The sequence below is a fragment of the Streptomyces sp. NPDC043861 genome, assembly GCF_056435905.1.
Genome location: NZ_JBWKDP010000007.1, coordinates 150,923 through 174,121 on the forward strand (window position 1 = coordinate 150,923; position 23,199 = coordinate 174,121).

16 protein-coding genes and 4 pseudogenes are annotated in these 23,199 nt (G+C 69.5%); 11 read left to right on the plus strand and 9 right to left on the minus strand.

The window, feature by feature from the left end:
- The first annotated feature begins 496 nt into the window (after nt 1-496).
- Together AC068D_RS18375 and AC068D_RS18380 are read left to right on the plus strand one after the other, a co-directional pair.
- Entirely contained in the window at nt 497-865 is a 369-nt protein-coding gene (locus tag AC068D_RS18375; protein ID WP_478824057.1) for a PRC-barrel domain-containing protein, read from the plus strand.
- Nucleotides 866-1,270: 405 nt separating this feature from the next.
- The gene (locus AC068D_RS18380) at nt 1,271-1,702 is read left to right on the plus strand and encodes a ribosomal maturation YjgA family protein (protein WP_478824223.1); all 432 of its coding nucleotides are present in this window, start codon (nt 1,271-1,273) and stop codon (nt 1,700-1,702) included.
- Nucleotides 1,703-1,985: 283 nt separating this feature from the next.
- Here the strand turns inward: AC068D_RS18380 and AC068D_RS18385 are convergent, their stop codons facing one another.
- The 4 genes from AC068D_RS18385 to AC068D_RS18400 all read right to left on the minus strand — a co-directional run bounded on the left by AC068D_RS18385 (nt 1,986) and on the right by AC068D_RS18400 (nt 8,576).
- Nucleotides 1,986-2,693 carry a PepSY domain-containing protein gene (locus AC068D_RS18385; RefSeq protein WP_478824058.1) on the minus strand — a complete coding sequence of 236 codons (708 nt, stop codon included), beginning with the start codon at nt 2,691-2,693 and terminating at the stop codon, nt 1,986-1,988.
- A 435-nt stretch (nt 2,694-3,128) separates the two neighbouring features.
- Nucleotides 3,129-5,357 carry a bifunctional serine/threonine-protein kinase/ABC transporter substrate-binding protein gene (locus AC068D_RS18390; protein WP_478824059.1) on the minus strand — a complete coding sequence of 743 codons (2,229 nt, stop codon included), beginning with the start codon at nt 5,355-5,357 and terminating at the stop codon, nt 3,129-3,131.
- A 10-nt stretch (nt 5,358-5,367) separates the two neighbouring features.
- Nucleotides 5,368-7,734, minus strand: a complete 2,367-nt coding sequence (locus AC068D_RS18395) for a bifunctional serine/threonine-protein kinase/ABC transporter substrate-binding protein (protein ID WP_478824060.1) — start codon at nt 7,732-7,734, stop codon at nt 5,368-5,370.
- Nucleotides 7,734-8,576 (minus strand): hypothetical protein, encoded by an 843-nt coding sequence (locus AC068D_RS18400; protein ID WP_478824061.1) that lies wholly within the window; start codon nt 8,574-8,576, stop codon nt 7,734-7,736. Before AC068D_RS18400 ends, AC068D_RS18395 begins: the two co-directional genes overlap by 1 nt.
- Before the next feature lie 564 nt (nt 8,577-9,140).
- Here AC068D_RS18400 and AC068D_RS18405 point away from each other — a divergent pair.
- The gene (locus AC068D_RS18405) at nt 9,141-10,124 is read left to right on the plus strand and encodes an SAM-dependent methyltransferase (RefSeq protein ID WP_478824062.1); all 984 of its coding nucleotides are present in this window, start codon (nt 9,141-9,143) and stop codon (nt 10,122-10,124) included.
- Between the two features lie 89 nt (nt 10,125-10,213).
- Here AC068D_RS18405 and AC068D_RS18410 read toward each other — a convergent pair whose 3' ends face one another.
- On the minus strand, nt 10,214-10,396 hold the full coding sequence (locus AC068D_RS18410; protein WP_478824063.1) for a hypothetical protein: 183 nt from the start codon (nt 10,394-10,396) through the stop codon (nt 10,214-10,216).
- A 17-nt stretch (nt 10,397-10,413) separates the two neighbouring features.
- Nucleotides 10,414-11,526: a PI-PLC domain-containing protein gene (locus AC068D_RS18415; RefSeq protein ID WP_478824064.1), complete on the minus strand. Its 1,113-nt coding sequence runs from the start codon at nt 11,524-11,526 to the stop codon at nt 10,414-10,416.
- Between the two features lie 725 nt (nt 11,527-12,251).
- Here AC068D_RS18415 and AC068D_RS18420 point away from each other — a divergent pair.
- The 4 genes from AC068D_RS18420 (at nt 12,252) to AC068D_RS18435 (ending at nt 17,156) form a co-directional block, all read left to right on the plus strand.
- A complete protein-coding gene (locus AC068D_RS18420) occupies nt 12,252-15,077 on the plus strand; it encodes a SpoIIE family protein phosphatase (protein WP_478824065.1) in 2,826 nt (941 codons plus the stop codon).
- A gap of 283 nt (nt 15,078-15,360) precedes the next feature.
- Nucleotides 15,361-16,494: an ABC transporter substrate-binding protein gene (locus AC068D_RS18425; protein ID WP_478824066.1), complete on the plus strand. Its 1,134-nt coding sequence runs from the start codon at nt 15,361-15,363 to the stop codon at nt 16,492-16,494.
- Between the two features lie 221 nt (nt 16,495-16,715).
- Entirely contained in the window at nt 16,716-16,880 is a 165-nt protein-coding gene (locus AC068D_RS18430) for a hypothetical protein (RefSeq protein WP_478824067.1), read from the plus strand.
- A gap of 3 nt (nt 16,881-16,883) precedes the next feature.
- Complete coding sequence (locus AC068D_RS18435; RefSeq protein ID WP_478824068.1) at nt 16,884-17,156, plus strand: DUF4190 domain-containing protein; 273 nt, start codon at nt 16,884-16,886, stop codon at nt 17,154-17,156.
- A gap of 276 nt (nt 17,157-17,432) precedes the next feature.
- Here the strand turns inward: AC068D_RS18435 and AC068D_RS18440 are convergent, their stop codons facing one another.
- Nucleotides 17,433-18,536: a glutamate--cysteine ligase 2 gene (locus tag AC068D_RS18440; RefSeq protein WP_478824069.1), complete on the minus strand. Its 1,104-nt coding sequence runs from the start codon at nt 18,534-18,536 to the stop codon at nt 17,433-17,435.
- A 346-nt stretch (nt 18,537-18,882) separates the two neighbouring features.
- Here AC068D_RS18440 and AC068D_RS18445 point away from each other — a divergent pair.
- Nucleotides 18,883-19,485 (plus strand): annotated as a pseudogene (locus AC068D_RS18445) (class II glutamine amidotransferase); the annotation flags it as partial.
- A gap of 113 nt (nt 19,486-19,598) precedes the next feature.
- Here the strand turns inward: AC068D_RS18445 and AC068D_RS18450 are convergent.
- Nucleotides 19,599-19,979, minus strand: coding sequence for a hypothetical protein (locus AC068D_RS18450; protein WP_478824070.1), 381 nt, complete (start codon nt 19,977-19,979; stop codon nt 19,599-19,601).
- An 85-nt stretch (nt 19,980-20,064) separates the two neighbouring features.
- Between AC068D_RS18450 and AC068D_RS18455 the strand changes: the two genes are divergently transcribed.
- Nucleotides 20,065-20,826, plus strand: a complete 762-nt coding sequence (locus AC068D_RS18455; protein ID WP_478824071.1) for a transposase — start codon at nt 20,065-20,067, stop codon at nt 20,824-20,826.
- Between the two features lie 51 nt (nt 20,827-20,877).
- Here the strand turns inward: AC068D_RS18455 and tnpA are convergent.
- A pseudogene (gene tnpA / locus AC068D_RS18460) lies at nt 20,878-21,295 on the minus strand (IS200/IS605 family transposase).
- 26 nt (nt 21,296-21,321) lie between these two features.
- Between tnpA and AC068D_RS18465 the strand changes: the two are divergent.
- Together AC068D_RS18465 and AC068D_RS18470 are read left to right on the plus strand one after the other, a co-directional pair.
- Nucleotides 21,322-22,502 (plus strand): annotated as a pseudogene (locus AC068D_RS18465) (RNA-guided endonuclease InsQ/TnpB family protein).
- Between the two features lie 58 nt (nt 22,503-22,560).
- Nucleotides 22,561-22,797: pseudogene (locus AC068D_RS18470) on the plus strand (class II glutamine amidotransferase); the annotation flags it as partial.
- Nucleotides 22,798-23,199: the final 402 nt, after the last annotated feature.

Genomic DNA, 23,199 nt, shown 5'->3' on the forward strand with positions numbered 1-23,199 from the left:
CAGGGCGGCAACTCACGGAAACGTGTGCGACTCGGCAGCGACGACCCGAGGCCGTCGTGACCACTGGACACGTGTGGTGGGACATCCGTGACGATGAGCCCGTGCAGCCTGTGCCACTTGATTCTCTTCTGCGCAGAATTCGCGGTAGAGATTCTGCGGCGGCTCCCGATCACCGTGCTGGTGCTCCGGCCAATCGGTTTCGTTGCCCGGCCCAAGAGGGGCAGTGACTGCTGATACCCCTGGTGGCAGACTCGGCGTGGCCGGCAATGACGCGCGCGAGCGCCACTGTCGGATGGGTCCGTGGTGCGGCGAGTGCGCCACTTCCACGCTCGACAGCCCGTACCCCACTTCCCGCGGCTTATTGAGGTGAATGAAGCGCCGGATAGCGGGAAAGCGGCGATTAGGCGGAACAGAAATCCGTCAGCGAAGTGTGCGAGAAGGGAAGTTCGGCAGAAAGCCTGCCACTGCTCGCTGTTACCGGAGGAGTTGTTTTCGCGTGACTGAACATACGTGGAGCTACAAGTCGACCGCCGGCCACCTGGCCGGCACCGATCTGACCGGCTACAAGGTCGAGGCAGTCGATGGCAGCATCGGCAAGGTCGACAAGCACTCCGACGAGGTCACCGATGCCTACCTGGTGGTGGACACCGGAGTGTGGATCTTCGGGAAGGAAGTTCTGCTCCCGGCGAGCACCGTGAGCCGTGTCGACGTGGACGAACGCAAGATCTATGTCGACAGGACCAAGGAACAGATCAAGGGCGCCCCGGAGTTCCACCGCGACAAGCACCTCGGCGACGCCGGGTACCGCGAGGAACTGGGCACCTATTACGGCGTGGGCGGCCCCTTCGGCGGCCGCATCATCTGACCTGCCCGCCGGCGACCTTGGCCGGAGCCGACTCCAGTCAGAGGTCGCCCCTGGCGGACCGAGTCAGGTCGGCCGGGGGAGAGGGCCGGCACCTTCGTAGCGTCTGCGGCGGTGACCCCCAACACCACGTGTTGGGGGTCACCGCCGCAGGGTTGGGGCAACGCGATCGCCGGAGCCGGCCCTTCGTCGTTGCGACCCGTCATGCACAGGGCATGGGGTGGCGCCGTAGCAGCCCTTGCCACCGCCGCGAAGCCGACCACTTCCGCTGGGGGCGGCATCGCAGCGTGCTGGTACGTTGTGGCAGCGATGGTCGCATCACGGTTCCGCACGACAGGTCCCGCCCGGCCATGGTTCAGCCCGCGGTGCGTTCCACTGAGGCACCTCCGGTACAAGGAGCTCGCGACCATCGTCCCCGAAACCCGTGACCGGGCCGGCGCCGACCCCGTACGGTCCCGCCTGGCGGCAGCCGCGGCCGCGGTGGTGACGGTCTGTGCGGGGCTGGGGCTCAGGGCCCTGGCACCCGGGAGCGTGGCCAAGTACGGTGGCGACGCTCTGTACACCGTCCTGCTCCTCGCTCTGGTCGTTCTGGTGGCGCCGCGTGTGACTCCCGCGCGGGCTGCCGGAAGCGCGCTGGCCATCAGTTGGGTGGTTGAGTTCATCCAGCTCAGCCCGGTGCCGGCGGACCTCGCCCAGCACAGCGTCGTCGCCCGCCTCGTGCTGGGTTCCACCTTCAATCCACCCGACCTGTTCTGGTACGTGGTCGGCGCGGCAGCGGGCTGGCTCGTTCACACAGCGGCAACTCGCCTCCCATCACCCCGGCCTTCGGGGGACGGCTGACGTCACCGTCCCTAGCGGGCGCGTGGCGGTGATCCGTGCGGCGCCAAGGTCCCTGCCGGCGGCAACGGACGCTGCGAACGAGGTTGACGAGCACACCAGTTGGTGTTGTGTGCTCCTGGTTCGGCGCAAGTTGCCGGTGTGCATCCGGCGGCGCCAACGCGGTCTCACGAGCCTCGTGGGCGTTGCCCGTCCCCGGCACGCCGAGGTCGCCACCAGTTCCCCGGTGCGGGCCCCGCCCGCCGGCCATGAACCGGAGGGAACGGACTCTGTCATACGCCGGGGTTCAGTCCTGGTCGACCTCCTCACGCACGACGTCGCCATTGGCGGCGTTGACGTCCAAGGTCGTTACGCTCCAGTTCTCCGGGCTCACGATGTCGACCGACCAGATGGCCTTGTCGGAGTCGTCGCTGTCCAGCTGGACGGCGGTGACAGTCCCCTGCTTCTTTCCGGTGGCTGCCTTCACGGCTTGCTCCGCAGTCAGCTGGGACTGGCTGAGACGGTCGGCGAGCTCACGCTTGTCGTTGGAGTCCTGATCGGTCTCCTGCTGGGACTGGAGTACCTTGCCGGAGACTGCGTCCACGTGGACCCGGTGGACAGTGCCGTCCTTGGCGGCGACGGCCACCGTCCACTCGGGACTGCCCGGGCTCGGTGCGGGGGTGGCGGTGCTGTCGTCGCTCTCGTCGCGCGTCAGCTCGAGGTCGACCACCTTGCTCCCGGCGACCTCGCCGACCGCCGTGGCGGCCGCCTTGTCCCAGGTGATCTTGGCCGCCTGGACGAGGGCCTGGCGCTCGGCCTGGTCTTCGGTGAGGCCGGTCTCGGTGCCCGTAGGGCTTGGAGAGCCTGTGGTGGGCTCACCGGTCGGGGTCGCGACCGCCGCGGAGACTTCGGTCCCGTCGTCGCCGCTGCAGGCAGTGACCAACAGAGTGGTGCAGGCGAGGAGACATGCGGGGAGAGCGACACGCAGACGGTCGGCACGAGTGGATACGTTCATGTCGCCACGCGTAACCCCTGTCCCGGCGAAAAAGACCCACCGTCCTGAAGATCACCCGATCGCGTCCGTCGACCTGGACGCACCGCGATACTGGGCGGGCCATCGGCGCGCCCCCACGGGGAACGGATCATGGGCGCCGTCCCGTACGTGGCCGGACGGAGGCCAGGCCGGTGCCTCCACATGAGGTCGTTCCGTGGTGGACCGCGCATGGCCCCCTCATCGCCTGGCAGAAGGACGACGTGCGATCGGCTCAACGGCTGGCCTCCTCCTCCGCGTGGCGCGAGAGGCGGAGGACCGGGACGGGGGCCGAACGCCTGCCCCGCCGACCGTGACTGCCGACTGCCGGCCCGGTCGTGGGGGGCTCGCGGGGTCCGGTGCGTGCGAGCGCAAGGCGGAGGAAGGGGCCCACGCGGCCGCGGCGCCCACGACCGTCCGTCAACCGTGCGCAGTTCGGGCCGTGGCATTCTCGTACTGGCCGACATAGTGGAAGCGACCACCGGACGCCCGGAACAGGTACAGCCCGTCCATGTTGTAGGGAGTGTTCGACGCCGTGTAGCGCAGCCGTTTGGTGATCCCCCGATAGTCGGTTTCGCGCAGCTGCCCCATGATCGCGCCCCGTTCCGCATGGGGCGCGCCCAGGGTCGTCATGACGCGGGTGACGAAGAGCGCCGCGTCATAGGCCTCGGCGGAGTACCAGGGCGGGGCAGCACCGTCGAAGCGGTCGCGGTAGGCGGTGACGAACGGTTTCGCGGCCGTCACACGGGTCGGATCGAGGAATGTGGTGGAGAAGACCCACCCCTCGGCCGCGTCGCCCGCCGAGGTGAGGAAGCGGGGATCGAGGGCGCGCTGAGTGGCCAACCGCGTACCGGAGTAGCCGGCGGACCGCAGCGCGCGAGCCAGCTTCGCGGCACGTGCATACCCTCCCGCGAACACCACGGCGTCCGCTTCCGAATCGGTCAGCTCCTCGGCGAGGGCACGGAAGTCGTCGGCTGATTCGTTCTTGGCGGCGAGGGTGCGCCGGGTCGTGGTGTGCTGCCCGGACCGCATGCCCTCACTGATGCGTGTACAGATCTCCCAGCTGAAGCCGCCTTCGGCCGCGTCGTCCATCAGCACCGTCCTGTGTGCCTGGGCGATGCGCACGAGGTACGCGATGATCGGTACCGACAGGGTGCTGTCGGACGGCCGGGTGGCCGCGTAGAGCCGGGCAGCGGAGGCGGACACGGCGTCGAGTCCGACCGACACGGACACCACCGGGAGCAGCGCCTGCTGGTACTGGTCGAGGGCGGCCTTCGCGCAGGCATCGGTGGTCGGCCCGATCACCGCGCGGACCCGGTCGTCTGTGCCCAGTTGCCGTGCAACCCGTTCCGCCCGGATCGCGCTGCCCCCGTCGTCGTGGACCTGGAGCGCCAGTTCGAAGCCGCGGCCGGTACGGGAGTTGAGGTGTTCGACGGCGAGCCGGACACCGTTCTCCTGGGCGCGGCCCGCCGTCCGGTGTTTACCGCTCAGATCGGCGTGCAGGGCGACGACCAGCCGCGGAAGCCGTGTGCGGGTTCGCCTTCCCTGCGCCGAGGCGCGGCCGGAGCGATCCGCGGCCCACCAGGCCGCCGATCCGCCCGCTGCCAGGACCCCGGCCGCGGAGCCCAGTACCAGGAAGCGGCGTCGCGTGGAGCTGCCCTTCGGCGGCCCCTCCGGGCCGGGTACCGACGTGGCGCCGGACGGTGCACCGGCCGCCGGCGGGCCGGAAATCTCGGTCGTCTCAACGGCGGGCAGGGCGAGGACGGCGGTCGAACGGCGGGCGATCAGACGGGTGAGCGACTCCGGCAACCAGCCGGCGTCCTCGCGAACCCTGGCGTGGGGCCGAGCCGTGTCCAGGGTCCGCCGTACCTCGGCCACGGTGGGGCGGGAGCCGGGGTCCTTCGCCAGACAGTCCCGCAGCAGTGGCAGCAACGTCGACGGAACGCCGTCCAGGTCCGGCTCGTCGTGAACCGTACGCACCAGAACCTCGGCCGCCGAGCCTCGCCCGAAGGGACGTTCGCCCGTCACGGCGAACGTCAGCAGACAGCCGAGCGAGAAGACGTCACTGGCCGGTCCGATCTCCCTGCCCCTTCCCTGGGCCTGTTCGGGGGAGAGGAACCCGGGCGAGCCGACCACCATCCCACTGGCGGTGAGGGCGGTGTCCTCCGGCATACGGGCGATCCCGAAGTCGATCATTCTCGGTCCGTCGACCGCGAGCAGCACATTGCCGGGCTTGACGTCCCGGTGCACCAGACCCGCCCCGTGCACGGCGTCCAGAGCCTCGGCGAGGCGGGCTCCCAGGATCCGGACCGAGTCGTACGGCAGGGGCCCGCACTCCTCCACCGCCTCCGCCAGCGAGGGGCCCGGCACGAACGCCGTGGCCAGCCATGGCGACTCCGCGTCCGGGTCCGCGTCGAGCAGCGGTACCACCCAGGGGCTCGAGACCCGGCCCGCCGTCTCCACCTCTCGACGGAATCTGGCGCGGAAGGCGGCGTCGTCCGCGTGCGCGGCGCGGATGACCTTCACTGCGACCAGTGATCCGCCGGCCGAGCGGGCCAGGTACACCACACCCATGCCGCCCGCGCCCAGTCGGCGCAGCAGCCGGTACCCCGCGATCCTGGCCGGATCGGCGCCGCGCAGCGGCTCCATCAGCGCCCCATCAGGTGGACACCTGGTGGGGCGCCGCGCCCTGGTACTGGAACCGGCCGCCGGTGACCTTCCACAGGAAGACCCCGCTGCCGTCGACGACCAGAGCCCCGGTCTTCTGGTTGAACGCGAAGTTCTTGGTGATCCCCTTGTACGTGGCCGAGCGCAGCGCCGTCGTCAGATTCCGGCGGGTGACGCGTCCGGCGGGCAGCGTGCTCAGCGTTCTCGCTGCCAGTTGGGCCACGTCGTAGGCCTCGACCGCGTACCTCTCCGGCTCGGTACCGAAACGCCTGCGATGGGCGGCCGCGAACGCCGTGGCCTGAGGAGCCACGGAGGAGTCCATCACGGGGGCGATGATCACCCATCCCTCGGCCGCGTCCCCGGCAGCGGAGAGGAACCGTGGGTCGAGCACTCCCTGGGCGGCGGTCCGGGCCCGCGGGAAGTCACGGTTCTTCAGTTCCCGGGCCAGCAGAGCAGCGCGGTCGTGATGGCCGGCGAAGACCAGGGAGTCCGCGCCGCCGTCGAGAAGGGCTTCGAGGGCCGGCCCGAAGTCGGTCCGCAACGCGCTGACCACCTTCGGCACCGCCGGCTGTCTCTCGTCCCTCAGGAGCCGGCTGAGCGTGCTGCTGATCTCCCAGGAGTACGTGTCCGCCGCCCGGTCGTCGACGATCCCGACCGTGCGTGATTTCGCGGTGCCACGCAGATATGCGCTGAGATAGAGGGGCAGGATCGTGTCCGTCGGGCGGGCGTGGAGGAAGGACCGGCTGCCCATCACCGTCAGCACGGTGGCTCCGGGCGACACGGCAATGAGGGGCAGCAGTGCAGCGTCGTACGTCGCGAGCGAGGCCTGGGCAGTGGCATCCGTGGTGGGACCGATCACGGCCAGGACGGAATGATCGGCGACCAACTGCGCAGCCGCAGCGGGCGCCTTGACCGGATCCCCGCCGTCGTCAACGGTCTTCACCGCGAGCGTGAAGGGCCTGTCCCGACGGGAGTTGAATTCGCCGACCGCGAGCCGCAGTCCCCTCTCCTGGGCCCGGCCGGCCAGCTTCTGATCACCGGTCAGGTCGGCGTGCAGGCCGATGGTGTGTACGGGCCGATCGGCCGTCGAGGCCGAGCCGGAACCCTTGTCCCCGGACCCGTCGTCATCGGAAGGCGTCGTCCAGGCGGCCAGACCACCTGCGACCGTGACAGCCGCCGCGCCACCGGCCAGAAGGAGGAAACGGCGTCTGGCGACGGGGCGGCTCTGCGGTGGGGCGGGAGCCGGCGCCGACGTACCGTCGCCCGCGCCGGAGCCGCTCGCCGCAGGGACGGACTCGGTGTCGTCGATGCCAGGAAGCGCGAGCCCCGCAGCCGACCGTTCGGCGATCAGCCGGATCAACGGCTCGGGCAACCACGCGGCTTCGTCATCGGGGACGTGGCCCTCGGGCATCCCGCCGCCCTCGCCGTCAGGCATCGGATGGATCGCACCGGGCCCGTCCGAGGAGCGAGGGCGCGCCCGCAGGGCCTCCCGCGGATCGGGAGGCGTGGCGCCCGCTCCGGGAAGGAGGGGGGTCGTGGCCGAGTCGAGCCCGGGGGCGGCGACCGCGAGGGTCTGCGACAGGCTCTCGGCCGTGGGCCGTAGGCGCAGGTCCTTCGCCAGGCAGCCGCCCACCACCTCGGCGAGCTCCTCCGGAACGCCCTCCGTGTCCGGCGCCTCGTGCACCGTGCGGAACAGCAGGGCGTCGAGTGTGCCGGCACCGAACGGAGGGCGGCCGGTGGCCGCGTAGGCCAGCACGCAGCCCAAGGAGAAGATGTCGGCGGCCGGTCCCAGATCCTGCCCGCCCTGGGCCTGTTCCGGTGACAGGAAGCCGGGGGTGCCGACCACGACGCCGGTCGACGTGAGCGCGGTGTCCTCCGGATCGCGGGTCACACCGAAGTCGATCAGCCGTGGTCCGTCGAGCGCCAGCAGCACATTGCCCGGCTTGACGTCACGGTGCACGAGGCCGACGGCGTGGAGGTCCCGCAGCGCCTGAGCAAGCCGGGCGCCCAGCACCCGGAGACTCCGCGCGGGCAACGGTCCGTGCGCGGCGACGGCCTCACCGAGCGACGGCCCCGGCACAAAAGTGGTGGCCAGCCAGGGTGATGCTGCCTCGGGGTCCGCGTCCACGAGCGATGCCACCCACCGGCTGGTCATCCGGCGTGCCGTGTCCGCCTCGCGCCGGAACCGCTCCCGGAAGTCGGCGTCCTCGGCGTACTCGGCCTGGATCACCTTCAGCGCGACCAGTGATCCGCCGGCCGAGCGGGCCAGGTACACCACACCCATGCCGCCCGCGCCGAGCCTCCCGAGCAGCCGATAGTCCGCCAGCTTGGCCGGGTCGGAGGTACGGAGCGGTTCCATCACTTCCCCTTCAACTGCTGCTGGATGCGCGTCAGCATCTGCGCCAGGGCGTAGGTGCCCAGTTGGTCGAGTTCCGGCTGGGGGCGCCCCTCGGCGCCCGTCACGGAGACGGCCACGACGACTGTGCCGAGCCGGGCGACCATCCACCGGTACGACCGGGTGCCGCCTTTGTCGACGTACTCTCCTGCTTCGAGTACGGAGTCGTCGGCGTACTGCTGCTCGCGCTCGCCGAAGGGGGTGCCGAGCGACATCAGGCCCGTGATCCGCTCGTCGCTCCGGGGCTGCTGTTCAGGGCAGCGCAGAACTTCCTCGAGGGTGGTGCTCAGCTGTTCGTCGGCGCCGAGGACGGAGGTGTGCACGGTGGCCGTGGCCGTCACCTTGACGGTGCCCTTGCCTCCAGCACCGGGCAGTCGGCTGTACCGGGACTCACTGGCCAGGACCCCATGAGGGAGACTTTCCCGCTGCCAGTGGCAGCTGCCGTCCAGCACGGCCCAGGTACCCGGAGCGCTGTGGGCCGGACTCTGGGCGACAAAGCCCCGGCCCCAGTCGCTCGGTGCGAGCACGGTGGAGTCGACCAGCCTTCGGGCGTCCTTCGAGGTCCTGGGGACACGGGCGGCGTCGGGTGCGAAGCCGGCAGCACCGGTCGCGCCGTTCGACGGGGTCGCCTCGATTCCCGGCGAGGCGCCGGGTGAGGGCGACCCGGTCCGTCGGGAGGCCGCGCCGTCCGCCGTGTCCGCCCCCTTGCCCGAATCCCCGGAACCCTCCGCACAGCCGGCCAGCAGGCTGCCCGCCACCAGTAGGGCCACCCAACTCGGCAGCACACCCCGGGCGTTGCTTCTCACACTGTCCCCCGAAACCGCTCGGTCGTCCGACTCCCCGAACGTAGACGGCCGCGACGGGTACAGCGTCAGTGGAAACACGTAACCGGCCACGTATTCCTCACCGGGCGGGGGACACTGCGCCTCGGTCCATGCAGGAGCTCTGGCCGACCTCACCGCACCGGGTCCGGCGCCGGGACCCCCTGCCGTCATCCCTCCGCACCAGTGCTGCACCGGCGACCCGGCACGGCCTCCTCCACGCTCGGCCAAGACCCCGTGCGCCTTCCTGCTTCGACCACGATCCGCTCGCGAGCAGCCGCTTCCTTCGCGCTGAGAGGCTCAGCACCGATCGGCCACCCCTGCACGATCGAGCAGGGACAGGAGACCACGTACCAGCTCGCCGGAGCGGAGCCGGTCGAGGGGCAGTGACGGCGACCTGCCCTGCGAGGGGAAGCGGCGAATACAGCGGCAGTCGGCTTGGGCCCGCCGATCGGGTGCGAGGCCGCCTGCCCCGGGGTGTGCATTGCGCTGACGCGGCCCGGAGCCGGTTACCTGGGCTTCGGAGTTCCGGCCCCTACCGAGAGGCGGATGTGCGTCGTGCGCAAGGCCAGGAGTCGCTTCTACAAAGGCACCTCGACCAAGGCGATCGTGCACCAGTACGACTTCCTCGGACGCTTCTACCGTCTTGCGCTTGGTCCGGAACTCGTCTTTTCGTACGCCATATGGCAAGAGGGCGGCGGCGACACCCTTGAGTCGGCGCAGCTGCGCAAACTGGACTACCACGCACGGGCTGCGGCCGCCGTCGACGCACGCCGTGTCCTGGACATCGGCTGCGGATGGGGCAGCCTCATGCGCCGACTCGTGGAGAGCCATGGGGTCGAGCACGCCGTTGGCATCACCATGAGCCCAGGCCAGGCCGCGTGGGTCGAGAGCCGGCACTGGCGCGGATGTGAGGTAAGGATGGAGAATTGGTACGACCATCAGCCTGACGCTCCCTATGACGCGATCATCGCCATCGAGGCCATCGAGCACTTCGCCGGCAACACGGTGTGGCGCAATCGGCGCGTCGCCCGCTACCGGGAGTTCTTCGAACGCTGCCACACATGGCTCCGGCCGGGGGGCCGTCTGTCCCTCCAGGCCAACACCTGGCACGACCGCGGCTGGCTCGCGGCCATGATCCTGCCGCGGGAGGAACTCGCCTTCCCGGCACCAGAGCACAGCCGGAACAGGGTGCGCTTTCTGTCCGAGACGTCCCGCACCGGTGTGCGCAACCTCCGTGAGGGCCTGCACGCGTCGCGCAAGGTCTTTCCGGAAATGTTCCTGCCGACCCGTGCCGAGATCACCGAGGCCGGCGAAGGCCTGTTCACCCTTCTCCAGACCCGCCGTGACGCGGACGACGGCGCACGCACGATCGCGGCCTGGCTGGAGCGACTGGAGGCCAACCGGACCCGCGGCGCGGAGCTGATCGGCGCCGATGCCGTGTCCGACGTCATCCGGGAGCAGCGAACCGCCCTGCGCTTCCAGCGCGAACGACGCATCGGCGTCGTACGCATGGTCTTCGAGAAGATCTGAACCCGAGAACGTTCAGGTCCTCCACGTATGTCCGCCGGCCAGTACGCCCCAGCAGTCCTGCCGGGGCGTACTGGCCCGGACCACCGTCCTCATGAGGTGAGCGAAGTCCGCAGGACCCGGAGCTGGTTGGGGCGGGCGGCGAAGTCCCGCTGCAGCAGGTCTGCGGTCCGCTCGTGGCCGTCGACGCGCACAGGGGTGCGGGTCTTTCCACCGCCGCGGACGCCCTGGCGCGGGGAGGATCCGCCCGCTCGGCGGGCGGACGGGCGGATCACCGTGCCCGGGGTGCGCCTCAGGGCTTCGCGTTGAGCTCTGCGACGATCGAGGCCGGGGTGTGGCCGCTGCTGTCGGACAGACGATGGAAGTCGACGGAGACGAAGTTCGGGTTGCGGCCCCCGGCCGCGCGCCGGCACTGGTCGGAGATGCGGTTCCTGAGCTTGGTGCCGTTGTCCAGGGCCGCTGTGAGGACGGTGGGTACGTTGCGGTGGTGGCTCATGGTGAACAGCCGCCGGAATCCGGGCTCCTGGCGGTCCAGGGGCAGGTCGGACCAGCGGCTGACGCACGAGAGGTCGTTGCCCAGGTCCCCGAGGCTCCAGTAGTTGCTCACAGTCCAGGACTTGTCGTACATGACACCCAGGTGCTCGCGGTCGGACCGGTCGGAGAAGATCAAGAGGCGTTTGTTCGCGGTGACGAGGTCGGCCACCTTCGGCCATCCGTGCTGCTGTACGCCCCACTCGTCGGGCCGGAACAGCAGCTCGGACAGCCCCCTGACCCTGCCGAGGGACTGACGCAGTTGCTCCGCGCTGACGTAGTCCTCCAGAAAGACGGTCACGACCTCTTGGGGGTGGTTGGTGAGGAAGTCCGCCACGGTCTGCATGGTGCCGTGGAAGGACTGCCGCGGCAGGGCGTACGTGGCACCGGCGAAGGCCTTGCAGTCGCCGTGGCACAGGTACACGTCGCTGGGGTAGCAGTCGCTGCCGAAGCTGATGACGCAAAGCCAGGTGCTGCGCTCGTACCAGTGCGTGTCCAGGCTCAGGCCGCGTACACCGTTGTCCAGCTGGGCACGCACCGACTCGGCCTGGTTCACCGAACTCCACCGGGAGTCCTCGTAGTTGGTGAACGCATTGTGGGTGGTCAGGAAGGCAACCTCGTCGAGTCGGCGGTCGCCCCAGCGGGCGGCTGCGGCGTCGGACGCGGGCGTGGCCGCGGTGACCGTGGAGGTGGTCCCGCCCGGGGCCGAGGCCGCCGTGGGGGCAGCCGCGCCCAGGAGGACCAGCAGAAGGAGGCATGCGAAGGAATGGCGGCCGACTCTGCGCAGCAGCGCGGCGCGAGCGGTCCGCTGGTAGGGCGGCGGGCTGTGCATGTGCCCGCGCGACTTCGGTCGCAACATGCTCATGTCAATCATGCGGCGGAGGGTAGCGCGGGTGCCGTCGATTCGCTCCTGTGCGGACGTGTTCGGCCGGTATCCGACGGCGTGCGGTGGTCGCCGCCCGCAGTCGGATCGCGGCACCCTGCCCCTGCTCCCTGATCCGTAGCGAAGGTGGTTCCGGAAACGGTAGCTGGGCTTCTGGGCTGACTGGTGACGGACGTCTGTAAGGCCCCGGGCCCTTGAGGCCCCCGATAGAGCGGTGCCCGTCACGATGATGGGTTTCACGGGGCATGCGGGCGCCGGGCAGACGTCCGGGAATCCCCCCGGCCCGTGAAGCCTCACGAGAGAGCGGCGCGGCCCGGCGTCTCCACGTCCCGTGAAACCCACCGTCGTATGTCGTTCGTTGTCGTCGTGGCGCGAGCCCGACCGGGGAAACTCCTCGCCCCACTTGATCAAGTCCTCAAGCGCCTGGCGAAGCTCGGCGACCGGCGGATCCGGTGGCGCCACGTCAGGCCCTTGCCCCAGGCATGCCGCTGGCTACGACGATCGCGGCCGCGTCGCCGGTCTTGGTGCGGCCCAGCCGGACGACGCCTCCCGACTCTGCGGTGAACCGGATCGCCCGCGCGCCCGGCTTCCGGCGGCGGACTCCGGGGTCGGGCGCTCGTCCGATGCGGCGGGCCGAAACGCCCGGCGGCTCCACCGCGACCGGGCCTCCCCCGGATCGCCCCGTGACCGGTAGTCGAAAACGATAGAAATGGTCTATGTCTGAATTTTTGCGACGTATCGGGCGTGGATCGCCGAAGTCGCCCGGGAGTGATCAAGCGCCCGGCCGGTGGAGCGCGCAGCGGCTGCTGCGGCGCGTGCGTTCCCTTCTGAACGTGCGCAGCCTCGCCGGCCAGGTGTTCCTCCTGCAACTGGCGGTAGTGGCGCTCGTCGTCGTTGCCGCGCTGGTGGCCCTCGTGCTGCAGGCGCGCCGCGACAGCATGGCGGATGCCCGGTACCGGACGCTCACCGCGGCCGAGACCTTCGCGAACTCACCAGGGCTCCTCACGGCATTGGAGAGTTCCGATCCCACGGCGGTGCTGCAGCCCAGCGCCGATGCGGTTCGCAGGGCGGCCGGTGTCGACGCCGTCATCGTCTACCGGCCGGACGGGATCACCCTCACCCACAGCGACCCGGACCAGATCGGGAAGCACGTCATCGGCCCCTACGCGGAAGCGGCGACAGGAACGTCGTTCACCAGGACCTTCCAGGGGGCCCTGGGGCTCTCCGTGATCTCGGCCGTCCCCGTCAAGGACACCGGCAACTCGGTCGTCGCCATCGTCTCCTCCGTCGTCACCGTGGGGAACGTGCAGGACCGGGTGAACCAGCAACTGCCGGTCCTGTTCGGCGTCGCGGCAGGGTCACTCGCCCTTGCCGCAGGCGGGTCGGCACTGGTGAGCCGTCGCCTCCAGCGTCAGACCCATGGCCTGGGCCCGGCCGAGATGACCCGGATGTACGAGCACCACGACGCGGTCCTCCACGCCGTACGGGAAGGAGTGCTGATCGTCGGGGGAAACGACCGGTTGCTGCTGGCCAACGACGAGGCCCGCCGCCTGCTGGACCTGCCGGAGGATGCGGAACGTCGCCACGTCAGCGCGCTGGGGCTGAACGCCGACCTCGCCGAGCTGCTCACGTCCGATCGACCGGCCACCGACGAGGTGCACCTGGCTGCCGACCGGCTCCTCGCGGTGAACAAGCGCTTCACCGCTGCCCAGGGTCCGGCGAGCAGGGTGGTGACGCTGCGGGACACCACCGAACTGCAGGCTCTCGCCGGCAGGGCCGAGACTGCGCGCCAACGGCTGGAGCTGCTCTACGACGCCGGGGTACGGATCGGGACCACCCTTGACGTCACGCGCACCGCCGAGGAACTCGCCGAGGTCGCCGTCCCCCGCTTCGCCGACGTTGTCACCGTCGAGCTCCTGGACCCGGTCCTGCACGGAGCGGAGCCCTCCGGCGCAGGCACCGAGATGCGCCGCACCGCTGTCGTCGGGCTGGAGGGGGACCATCTGCTCTACCCGGCCGGCCGGCTGATCCGCTTCGTCGCCTCCCACCCCGTGGCCGCGGGCGTGGGCGACGGCCGAGCGGTCCTGGTGCAGGACCTGAGCGCTTCCGAGGGCTGGCGGGCCCGGGACCCCGAACGCGCCCACCGGGTCCTGGACCACGGTATCCACTCCCTGATCGTGGTCCCGTTGCGTGCCCGGGGGGTGGTGCTCGGAACAGCCCACTACTGGCGGGCGAATGCCTCCCCTCCCTTCGAGGAGGAGGACGTGTCCTTCGCCGAGGAGCTTGCCGCCCGGGCAGCGGTGTGCATCGACAACGCCCGCCGCTACACCCGCGAGCACACCATGGCCGTCACGCTGCAGCGCAGCCTTCTGCCCAGCCGGGTGCCGGAGCAGACGGCCCTGGAGGTGGCCTACCGCTACATGCCTGCCCGGGACGGGGTGGGTGGGGACTGGTTCGACATCATCCCGCTGTCCGGTGCGCGGGTCGCACTGGTCGTCGGCGATGTCGTGGGCCACGGCCTGCACGCGGCGGCGACCATGGGCCGCCTGCGCACCGCCGTGCACAACTTCTCCGTTCTGGACGTCCCGCCGGAGGAACTGCTGGGCCGCGTCGACGAGCTGGTGGCCCAGATCGACAGCGACGAGGCCACCGGCGACGGGGAAGTCCAGGGGATCACCGGCGCGACCTGCCTGTATGCCGTATACGATCCCGCATCCGGGCAGTTGGGTGTCGCAACCGCCGGCCATCCGGGACCGGCGGTGGTCCACCCCGACGGAGCCGTGGACTTCCCCCCGCTGCCGATCTCCCCACCCCTGGGCCTCGGGGCCGGACTGCCAGGCGAGAGCACCGAGCTGACCGTGCCCGAGGGGTCCCGGCTCGTGCTCTACACCGACGGGCTGATCGAGGACCGGGACCGCGACCTGGACGTCGGACTGGCGGCCCTGCGCGACGCATTGGCCGGGCCCGACCGCTCCCCGGAGGACACCTGCGCCGCGGTCGTCGACGCCATGATGCCCGACCGGCCCCGGGACGACATCGCGCTGCTGGTCGCCCGCGCGAACCGGCTCGACCCCACCCGGATCGCCGAATGGCAGGTGCCCCGCGACCCCGCGGCGGTCGCCCGGGTCCGCGCTGCCTGCGTCCGGCGGCTCCAGGAATGGGGCCTGGGGCAGATCGACTTCGCCGCCGAACTCGTCCTCAGCGAACTGATCACCAACGCCATCCACTACGGCACCGAGCCCATCATCGTCCGACTCCTCCGCGACCGAACCCTGATCTGCGAGGTCTCCGACGGCAGCAGCACCTCGCCGCGACTGCGGAAAGCGAAAGTCACCGATGAGGGCGGCCGCGGACTCTTCCTGGTGGCCCGGTTCGCCGAACGCTGGGGCACCCGCTACACGCCCACGGGCAAGGTCATCTGGGCCGAACTGTCGCTCCACGGCGGCGCCGGCCCGTCCGTGGAAGGACTCGCCGAGGTCCTGCCCGACGAGGAGGAACCGCCTTCCGGCGAAGGCCGGGAGCAGAACGGCGCGGCACGGTGAGGGGTATCGCGAAGCCGCCGTACGACCGCTCGCCCGCCACGCCCCCGGCCGGAGCGCAGGGGAGCGGACCGACTTACCGCGCATCCCTCAACCGACCGCTCTGGGGCGGGCCTCGACGTGGCGCCCCGCCGCGGATGCCCTTCGCCTCTCGTCGCAGGACCGCTCGGTGCCACCGCTCATGACTCCGAGGACGCGTCGCATCCCGCGTAGGCCGGACCTCAGCCGACGACATCCGCTCGTTCCCCACCCCGCTCGTTCCTGATCCCTGCGTCCTGGAGCAATCGTGACTGCACCTCATGTCCGGACAGCGGCGGCCGTAGGCTGCCTCGCCCTCATGACCCTGAGCGGCTGCACCGAGACGCCGAAGTCCACCCCCGTGCAGCCGTCGGTGGCCACCTCCGCAGAACAGGCGGGGGGCATGGACAAGCTGATCGCCGCGGCGAAGGACGAGGGCGCTCTCCATGCGATTGCGCTTCCGCGCGACTGGGCCAACTACGGCGGTCTGATCGACGGCTTCGAGAAGAGGTACGGGATCAAGGTCACCGTCAACGATCCCCAGGCCTCGAGCCAGGACGAGATCGACGCCATCAAGAAGAGCGGGAAGCGCGCCGACGCCCCGGACGTCATCGACGTGGGGGACACGTTCGCCCGGACCGCGGCCCGGCAGAACCTGCTCGCGCCGTACAGCGTCGCCGCGTACGACTCGATCCCGGACAATCAGAAGGACGGCGGGGCCCGCTGGTCCAACAACTACGGCGGCTACATCTCCATCGGCTGCGACGCCAACCGCGTCAAGCCCTGCCCCCGGACCTTCGACGATCTGCTGGACCCCCAGTACAAGGGGAAGGTGTCGCTCGACGGCGATCCCACCCGTTCCAACACCGCCTTCGCAGGCGTCTACGCGGCCGCCCTCGCGAACGGGGGTTCGTTCGACGACATCCGCCCCGGCCTCGACTTCTTCGCCGAGCTCCATGACCGGGGCAACTTCAACCCTGTCGAGTCGACCTCGACCGCGGTCGAGACCGGCAGGACCCCCATCAGCATCGACTGGGACTACGTCAACCTCGACTACGCGGACCGGTTCCGCGGCAAGGGCGTGGACTGGCGGGTCGCGATCCCCTTCGACGGCAGCTTCGCCCAGTACTACGCCCTGGCCGTCAACAAGAACGCCCCGCACCCCGCCGCGGCCCGCTTGTGGCAGGAATATCTCTTCAGCGCGGCGGGTCAGAACCTCCGGCTCAAGGGCTACGCCCGCCCCGTGCTCATGGAGGTGATGCGCAAGGACGGCACTCTCGACGAGGCTGCCGCCGCGATGCTGCCGACGGTTGAGGGGGAGCCCCGGTTCCCCACGGACGAGCAACTGGAGAAGGCGAGGGTGACGGTCGACCGGGGCTGGGCGAAGGCCGTGGGGGGCTGAGCACGCCGCGTCCGGTGTTCCCGCCGGAACAGTCGAAGTACCCGACGCACAGCAGGTGCTCAGCGCGCACCACCTCGGCCCGGAAAGGGTGCATCTCGGCCAATGCTCGTTCGGGCCTGGGGTGGAAGGGATGAGTTGTTCCTCGCCGGTAACCAGGGAATGGACGCGTCCCCGTCCGGGGCGTGTCACCGCCGTCCATACGTACCGAACGGAGGCAGCAAGTGCTCTTTCTGGTCGTGGCTCTCCTCGTGCTGGCCATTCTCCTGGGCACCGCCGCTTACGCGCCCTGGCCCGCAACGGTGATGGTCGCTGCGGTGGTCACCCTGTGGCTCGCCGTCTTCGGTGTCAAGGAACGACGCCGCCGCAACCGGGCAAGGAGGGTCTGATCCATGCGACTGACCGCACCGCCACGGGAGAACACCGGCCGACAGGACACCGACGGCATGGCCGTTGCCTCCTTCGTGCTCGGCCTCGTGGGGCTTGTTGTGCTCAACCTTGTCCTCGGCCCCGCCGCCATCGTGCTCGCACTGATCTCCCTGCGCCGGGGCACGCCTCGCCGCTTCCGGGCATGGCTCGGCCTGTGCCTCGGTATCGCAGATCTGGTGGTCATCGGCGTTCTGATGGCCCTGAACGGCATGGCGCCCTGGACCGTCGTCAGTTGATTGCGCAGGCTCCGACGCGCCGCCAGGGAGGAACGGCCTGACTGCGCCGCGCTGGGCGGTCGGAGCCGGCGGGCGACACCGACACGGCCCCGATCGTCAAGGGGGCCGTGTCAACGGCGGCTCTCCGCCCACGACCTGACCCACGCTCGAACATCCCGAGCGGTTGCCGGTTCTTGTGTCGGCCGGCCGCGTACCACCTGGTCGGCCGGCCCAGGGACCTCGGGCGCTGCCGCCCAGCGCTGTCACAGCCGGCAGGCCCGTTCGGGCGTGACAACTCTACGGTCCTCCTTGGGTGCGGCTCACGCACTCTGTGACGACGTCGCGGAGGTTACCGGTCCTCGCAAGGACTTCACGCTGTATCCGCGCTCCATTGCCCGTGGTCAGCAGGGTGGTGATCGCTTCCCGGGCGGCCGCAAGATCGCCCGTGTCGGCGAGGGCGTTTCGGACGTGGTCGAACAGTGTGTGCACCACCAGTTCTGCGGGTGCGGGCCGCATCGTGAGGGGATGGATCAGCTCGTGGTCCAGGCCGTAGCGGCCGGCCTGCCAGGCGGCCATCCGCAGCAGATCAACCCCTTGTCGGGCGGGCGGCTCACCCCTCTGCCACTGCCTGGACGCCGTTTCCACGAGGCCACGGGCCAATGTGGCGAGCAGCACCGGCGTCGACGGGTCCAGGCACACGTCCGCCACCCGGATCTCGACGGTGGGGTAGCGGTGGGACAGTCGCGCGTCGAAGTAGATCATGCCCTCGTCCCGTAGCACGCCGGTGGCGAGCAGGTCCCGTTTCCGGTCGTGATAGCGGTCCGCGGATCCGAAGACCTCCACGGGACCGGCGGAGGGCCAGCGGCCCCAGACCTGACTGCGGTAGCTGCCGTAGCGGCTGTCCTGGCCCTGCCAGAAGGGGGAGTTCGCGCTCATCGCCAGCAGTACAGCCAGCCATGGCCGGATGCGGTCGAGCACCGCGACGCCCTCCTCGTCCGAGCCGACCGAGACATGTACATGGCAGCCACCGGTGAGCTGCTCCTGTGCCGTCAGCCCGAACTTCTCGCCCATCCACCTGTGTCGCTCGCCGAAGCCCAGCGACGGGCTGACGGGCAGCGGGGACGTGGCCAACGCTGCGACCGCTCCGCCCAACTTCTCCGCCTGGCGGGCGGCCTCGGCCCGCCACCGCCGGATCTCGTCCGAGAGACTGGCCATGGCGAACTGCGGCCGTGTGGCGAACTCCAGCTGCTCACGCTGCAGCTCCGCTTCGAAGACCTCGTCCGTGTGCTTGCCGACGGCGTCCCGGGAAGCGGCGGCCAGGACAGCCGTCGACAGGGCTCGAGGCTCGCCGCTCTCCGCGTCCACCAACAGCAGCTCTTCCTCGACACCCACACTGCGCACGACAACTGCCTCTCCGCGGCCGGGCCGCCGTTCTTGGTTGCCACCAGCGCTGTCCCACGTGAGCCGGCTGGCGATCGGATGCCCGCGGAACGGGCCATGACACCTCTGGGCGGTCTGCGGGACGGAGAGCGGGGCCCGGCGCCAGGACCGGGTCACGCCATCCAAAGACATGATCATTGCGCGTGCTCATCCGTTTGTCCTGCTGGTGCGAGGGATAGGGGGACCGTCGACGGGCACCTCGCAGGGAGAACGCGGTGCCGCTGCGGGACGCGGAGAACAGCGTGTACCGAACGGTTTCGGGTGTAAGAGACGGTGCACGCTCCAACAGTGGAAAGGGGCGACTCTCATGTGCCGGTGGCTCGCTTACTCGGGTACGCCCATCCGGCTCGAGACCGTTCTGTACCGGCCGGAGCACTCCCTGATCGACCAGAGCCTGCACTCCCGGCTCGGGGTGGAGACGACGAACGGTGACGGCTTCGGCGTCGGCTGGTACACCGAGGACACGGACACCCCGGCCGTGGTCCGCGACACGGGCCCTGCGTGGAACAACCGCAATCTTCGGGAGATCGCCGCCCATGTCCGCTCCCCCCTGTTCTTCGCCCACGTCCGGGCCTCCACCGGTTCGGCGGTACAGCAGACCAACTGTCACCCGTTCCGTCACGGCCGCTGGATGTGGATGCACAACGGTGCGATCACCGACTTCCACCGATTGCGGCGGGATCTCGCCATGGCCGTCGACCCGGTGCTCTTCTCGTTCATCGAGGGGTCGACCGACTCCGAGGTCATGTTCTTCCTTGCGCTCACCTTCGGCCTCGACCAGGACGTTCCCGGCGCCGTGGCACGGATGGCCGGATTCGTCGAAGCGGTCGGCCGGGCCGAGGGAGTTGAGTTCCCCCTTCAGATGACGATCGCCGTGAGCGACGGCGAACGGCTCTGGACCTTCCGCTACCGGGACACTCGCAGTGCACCGGGCTTCAGCCCGGTGGTGACGCGATTCTGAACGCTGCTCTGACCGACGGGCTAAGGGCTGTCCCGTAAGTGGGGTTCAGCGGTCGGCTCGTTTCAGGCGAAGCCCAGCGGTACGTGCTTCTCGATGCAGAGCCGCAGGACCGTCGCCAGCTTGCGACCGTCCTCGATGTGCTCGTGAAGTATGTCGCCGCCAGCCCGTGCCCACTGATCGGTGATGGTCTCCAGTCGGGGCAGGATTGCCGCGCAGTCGGAGGGCGAGAGGTCGTCACCGCCGTCGTCCGGATGATCGAGGAGTGGCTCCAGCACGGTGGACACCTCGCTCCACGGCCGTTCGCCTCCGAAGCCGCACATCTCGGAGAGGATGAACCCCTCGGCCTGGGCCAGGCGCCGCCGGAAAGCGGCAAAGCCGCTGTAGGACCAGGAGACATCAGCACTGCTTGTGTCTCCATCGCCCGGGAAAAGGACCAGCCCCATGCACCCTCCCTGCCCTGTGTGCTGAGCACACAGGATCGACGAGATGAGGCAGGGCAGCAACTGAGATGATCTCCGCGTAGCTGCTGTGATCACTGCGTTGGAGTCGTCCTGGATAGCCCCGTTCACCGGGCTGAGCCCCCGGCAGTTCGGCAAGCTGGTCACTGCGCTGCGGCGCGAGGGAGCGGACCCGGAACGCAAGGGCCGGCCGTGGAGTCTGCCGCTGGAGAACCGGGTACTGCTGGTCGCCGCATACTGGCGGACGAACCTGACGCTGCGGCAGCTGGCCCCGCTGTTCGGGATCTCGAAGTCGGCCGCCGACCGCATCATCGACCACCTCGGACCCTCGCTCGCGCTCCAGCCTCGCAAGCGATTCCGCAAGGACACCGTGCTGATCGTGGACGGCACCCTGGTGCCCACCCGCGACCACGCGGTGGCCGAGCAGTCGAAGAACTACCGGTACTCCACCAACCACCAGGTCATCATCGACGCCGACACCCGGCTCGTCGTGGCCGTCGGCCGATCATTGCCCGGCAACCGCAACGACTGCAAGGCCTGGGAGCTGTCTGGTGCGAAGGCCGCCGTTGGCAAGACCACGGTCATCGCGGACGGCGGCTACCGCGGCACCGGTTTGGTCATCCCGCACCGCCGCGAACCCGGCCAGAGCGAACTTGTGGCCTGGAAAGAGGAGCACAACGCCTCACACCGCAAAGTCCGCGCCCGCGTCGAGCACACCTTCGCCCGTATGAAGACCTGGAAGATCCTGCGCGACTGCCGTCGCAAAGGCGACGGCGTGCATCACGCCATGCTCGGCATCGCCCGCTTGCACAACCTCACCCTCGCCGGGTGAGGGAAACAGCCTGGTCAACCAGCACGTCGTAGATCATTTACGGGACAGCCCTTAGAGTGGACGATCCTGCTGTTCGATGTACTGACGGACGATCGACAGCGGAGCCCCCGCCCGCCGACCCGGCGAAGTGGGAGCCGAACCACAGGCGCTGAGCCCGCCTGTAGCGCCGGACCAGTTCCGGGTCCTCCTGGCGGAGCCTGCGCAAGCTGACGCCCTTGAGCGAGTTGACCAGCTTGGACAGGGCCACCTTCGGCGGGAAGTTCACCAGCAGATGCACGTGGTTGTTCTCGCCGTTGAGCTCCACCAGCTCGCACTCGAAGTCCTCGCACACGGCCCGCATGATCTCCTCCATGCGCGTCAGGTGCACGTCTTTGAAGACCTTGTGCCGGTACTTCGTCACGAAAACCAAGTATGTGTGGAGGACGAATGCGCAATGACGACCAGTACAAGTGTTCTGATGCACAGCCATAAACCAACTGCAGTACGGTAATCGATATGCAGTTGAGGTACAGCTTCCGCCTGTACCCGAACGGTCCTCAGCGCGCCGCGCTGGCCCAGGCGTTCGGGTGCGCCCGCGTCGTATTCAACGACGCGTTGCGCGCCCGCAAGGATGCTCACGAGCAGGGCAGGCCGTACCCGAGGGCCGGCGAACTGTCCAAGCAGGTCATCACCGAGGCGAAGAAGACCGAGGCCCGCGCCTGGCTCGCTGGGGTTTCCGCCGTGGTGCTGCAACAATCTCTGCGGGACCTGGACACCGCGTACTCGAACTTCTTCGCGTCGATAAAGGGCACCCGCAAAGGGCCGAAGGTCGCAGAGCCTCGGTTCAAGTCACGCAAGGACAACCGGCACTCGATCCGCTTCACCGCGAATGCCCGGTGGAAGATCACCCCCGGCGGGGACCTGTCGTTGCCGAGGATCGGCGATGTGCGGGTGAAGTGGTCCCGCGCTCTGCCCTCGGTCCCGTCCACGGTGACCGTGGTCAAGGACGCAGCCGGCAAGTACTTCGCGTCCTTCGTCGTCGAGACCGCTCCCGAGAGACTGCCCTGGAACCGGTCGTCGGCATCGACCTCGGTCTTGGACACTTCGCGGTTCTCTCCGACGGCACGAAGATCGACGCCCCACGCTTCCTGCGCCGGGCGGAGAAGAAGCTTAAGCGGGAACAGCGACGCCTGTCCCGTAAGGCCAGGGGCAGCCACAACCAGGACAGGGCCCGAGTCAAAGTCGCCCGCGCTCACGCACGGGTGGCTGACGCACGGCGCGAATTCCACCATCAGCTCTCCACACGGATCATTCGCGAGAACCAAGCGGTTGCCGTTGAGGACCTGGCGGTGAGGGGACTCGCCCGTACGCGCCTGGCCAAGGCCGTGCATGACGCGGGATGGTCTGCGTTCGTCGCAATGATGGAGTACAAGGCCGCGAAGTTCGGCCGCAGCTTCCACCGCATCGGACGGTTCGAGCCGACCTCTCAGGTCTGTTCGGTGTGCGGCGTCAAGGACGGCCCCAAGCCCCTCCATATCCGCGTCTGGGAGTGCGGTGCTTGCGGGGCCGTCCTCGACCGGGACATCAACGCGGCGGTCAACGTCGCCAAGGCCGCCGGACTGGCGGTGTCGGCCTGTGGAGCGCAGGTAAGTCCGGTATTCGTACCGGCGCAGCGCGGTGAAGCAGGAACCCACTGAGACGGTCGGCCGACCGTGGTAGGAATCCCCGCCCTTTAGGGCGCGGAGCGGAAGTCAATCCAGCGAGGGTGCCTCCCGCTCGCTGTACTACAGCAATCGGGTGGAGACCTTGCGCGCCCTTCACCCCGATGTGGAGTTCCTGAAGGAGGTGTCCGACGGCACCCGCCTGGTCGTCTCCGAGCCGCTGGGAGAACTGCCCGGCGCCTGGAACACCGTCCCCGAGAACAGCTACAGCGTCATTCACGCCGGTGAGCTCGACTTGTGGTCCTTCGTGCCCTGTGACGGCCTGGGGTGAGGGTGCATGGGCATGGCCCGGCCGACGGCCTCGCCGCAATGCGCCCGAACTGTCGTGACCTTCGGAAAGGATGCCTTGGCCAACATCGTGAAGGTCAATTCCCCTCGTCGGCGACGTTCCCCCGTCACGCAAGCCTTCAGCTGCCTGACGAGGATGTCGCAACGGCCGCAACCAGCGTCACAACCTTCGAGTTTCCTGAGCATGCGCTCGGAGTGGCTGTGGTCGGCGATCCCCGCATCGGCGAAGTAGTTATTGCCCGTTGCCCGTTGCCCGTTGCCCGTTGCCCGTGCCTGGGCAGGCCTGGGCCAGTCGACCCGATCCGGCTCGCCCGGCACCGCTGGACGACGCCCGCCCCGTCCGCAGGACGGTCACACGACCTTCACCCTCCCCGGGAGTAGGCCC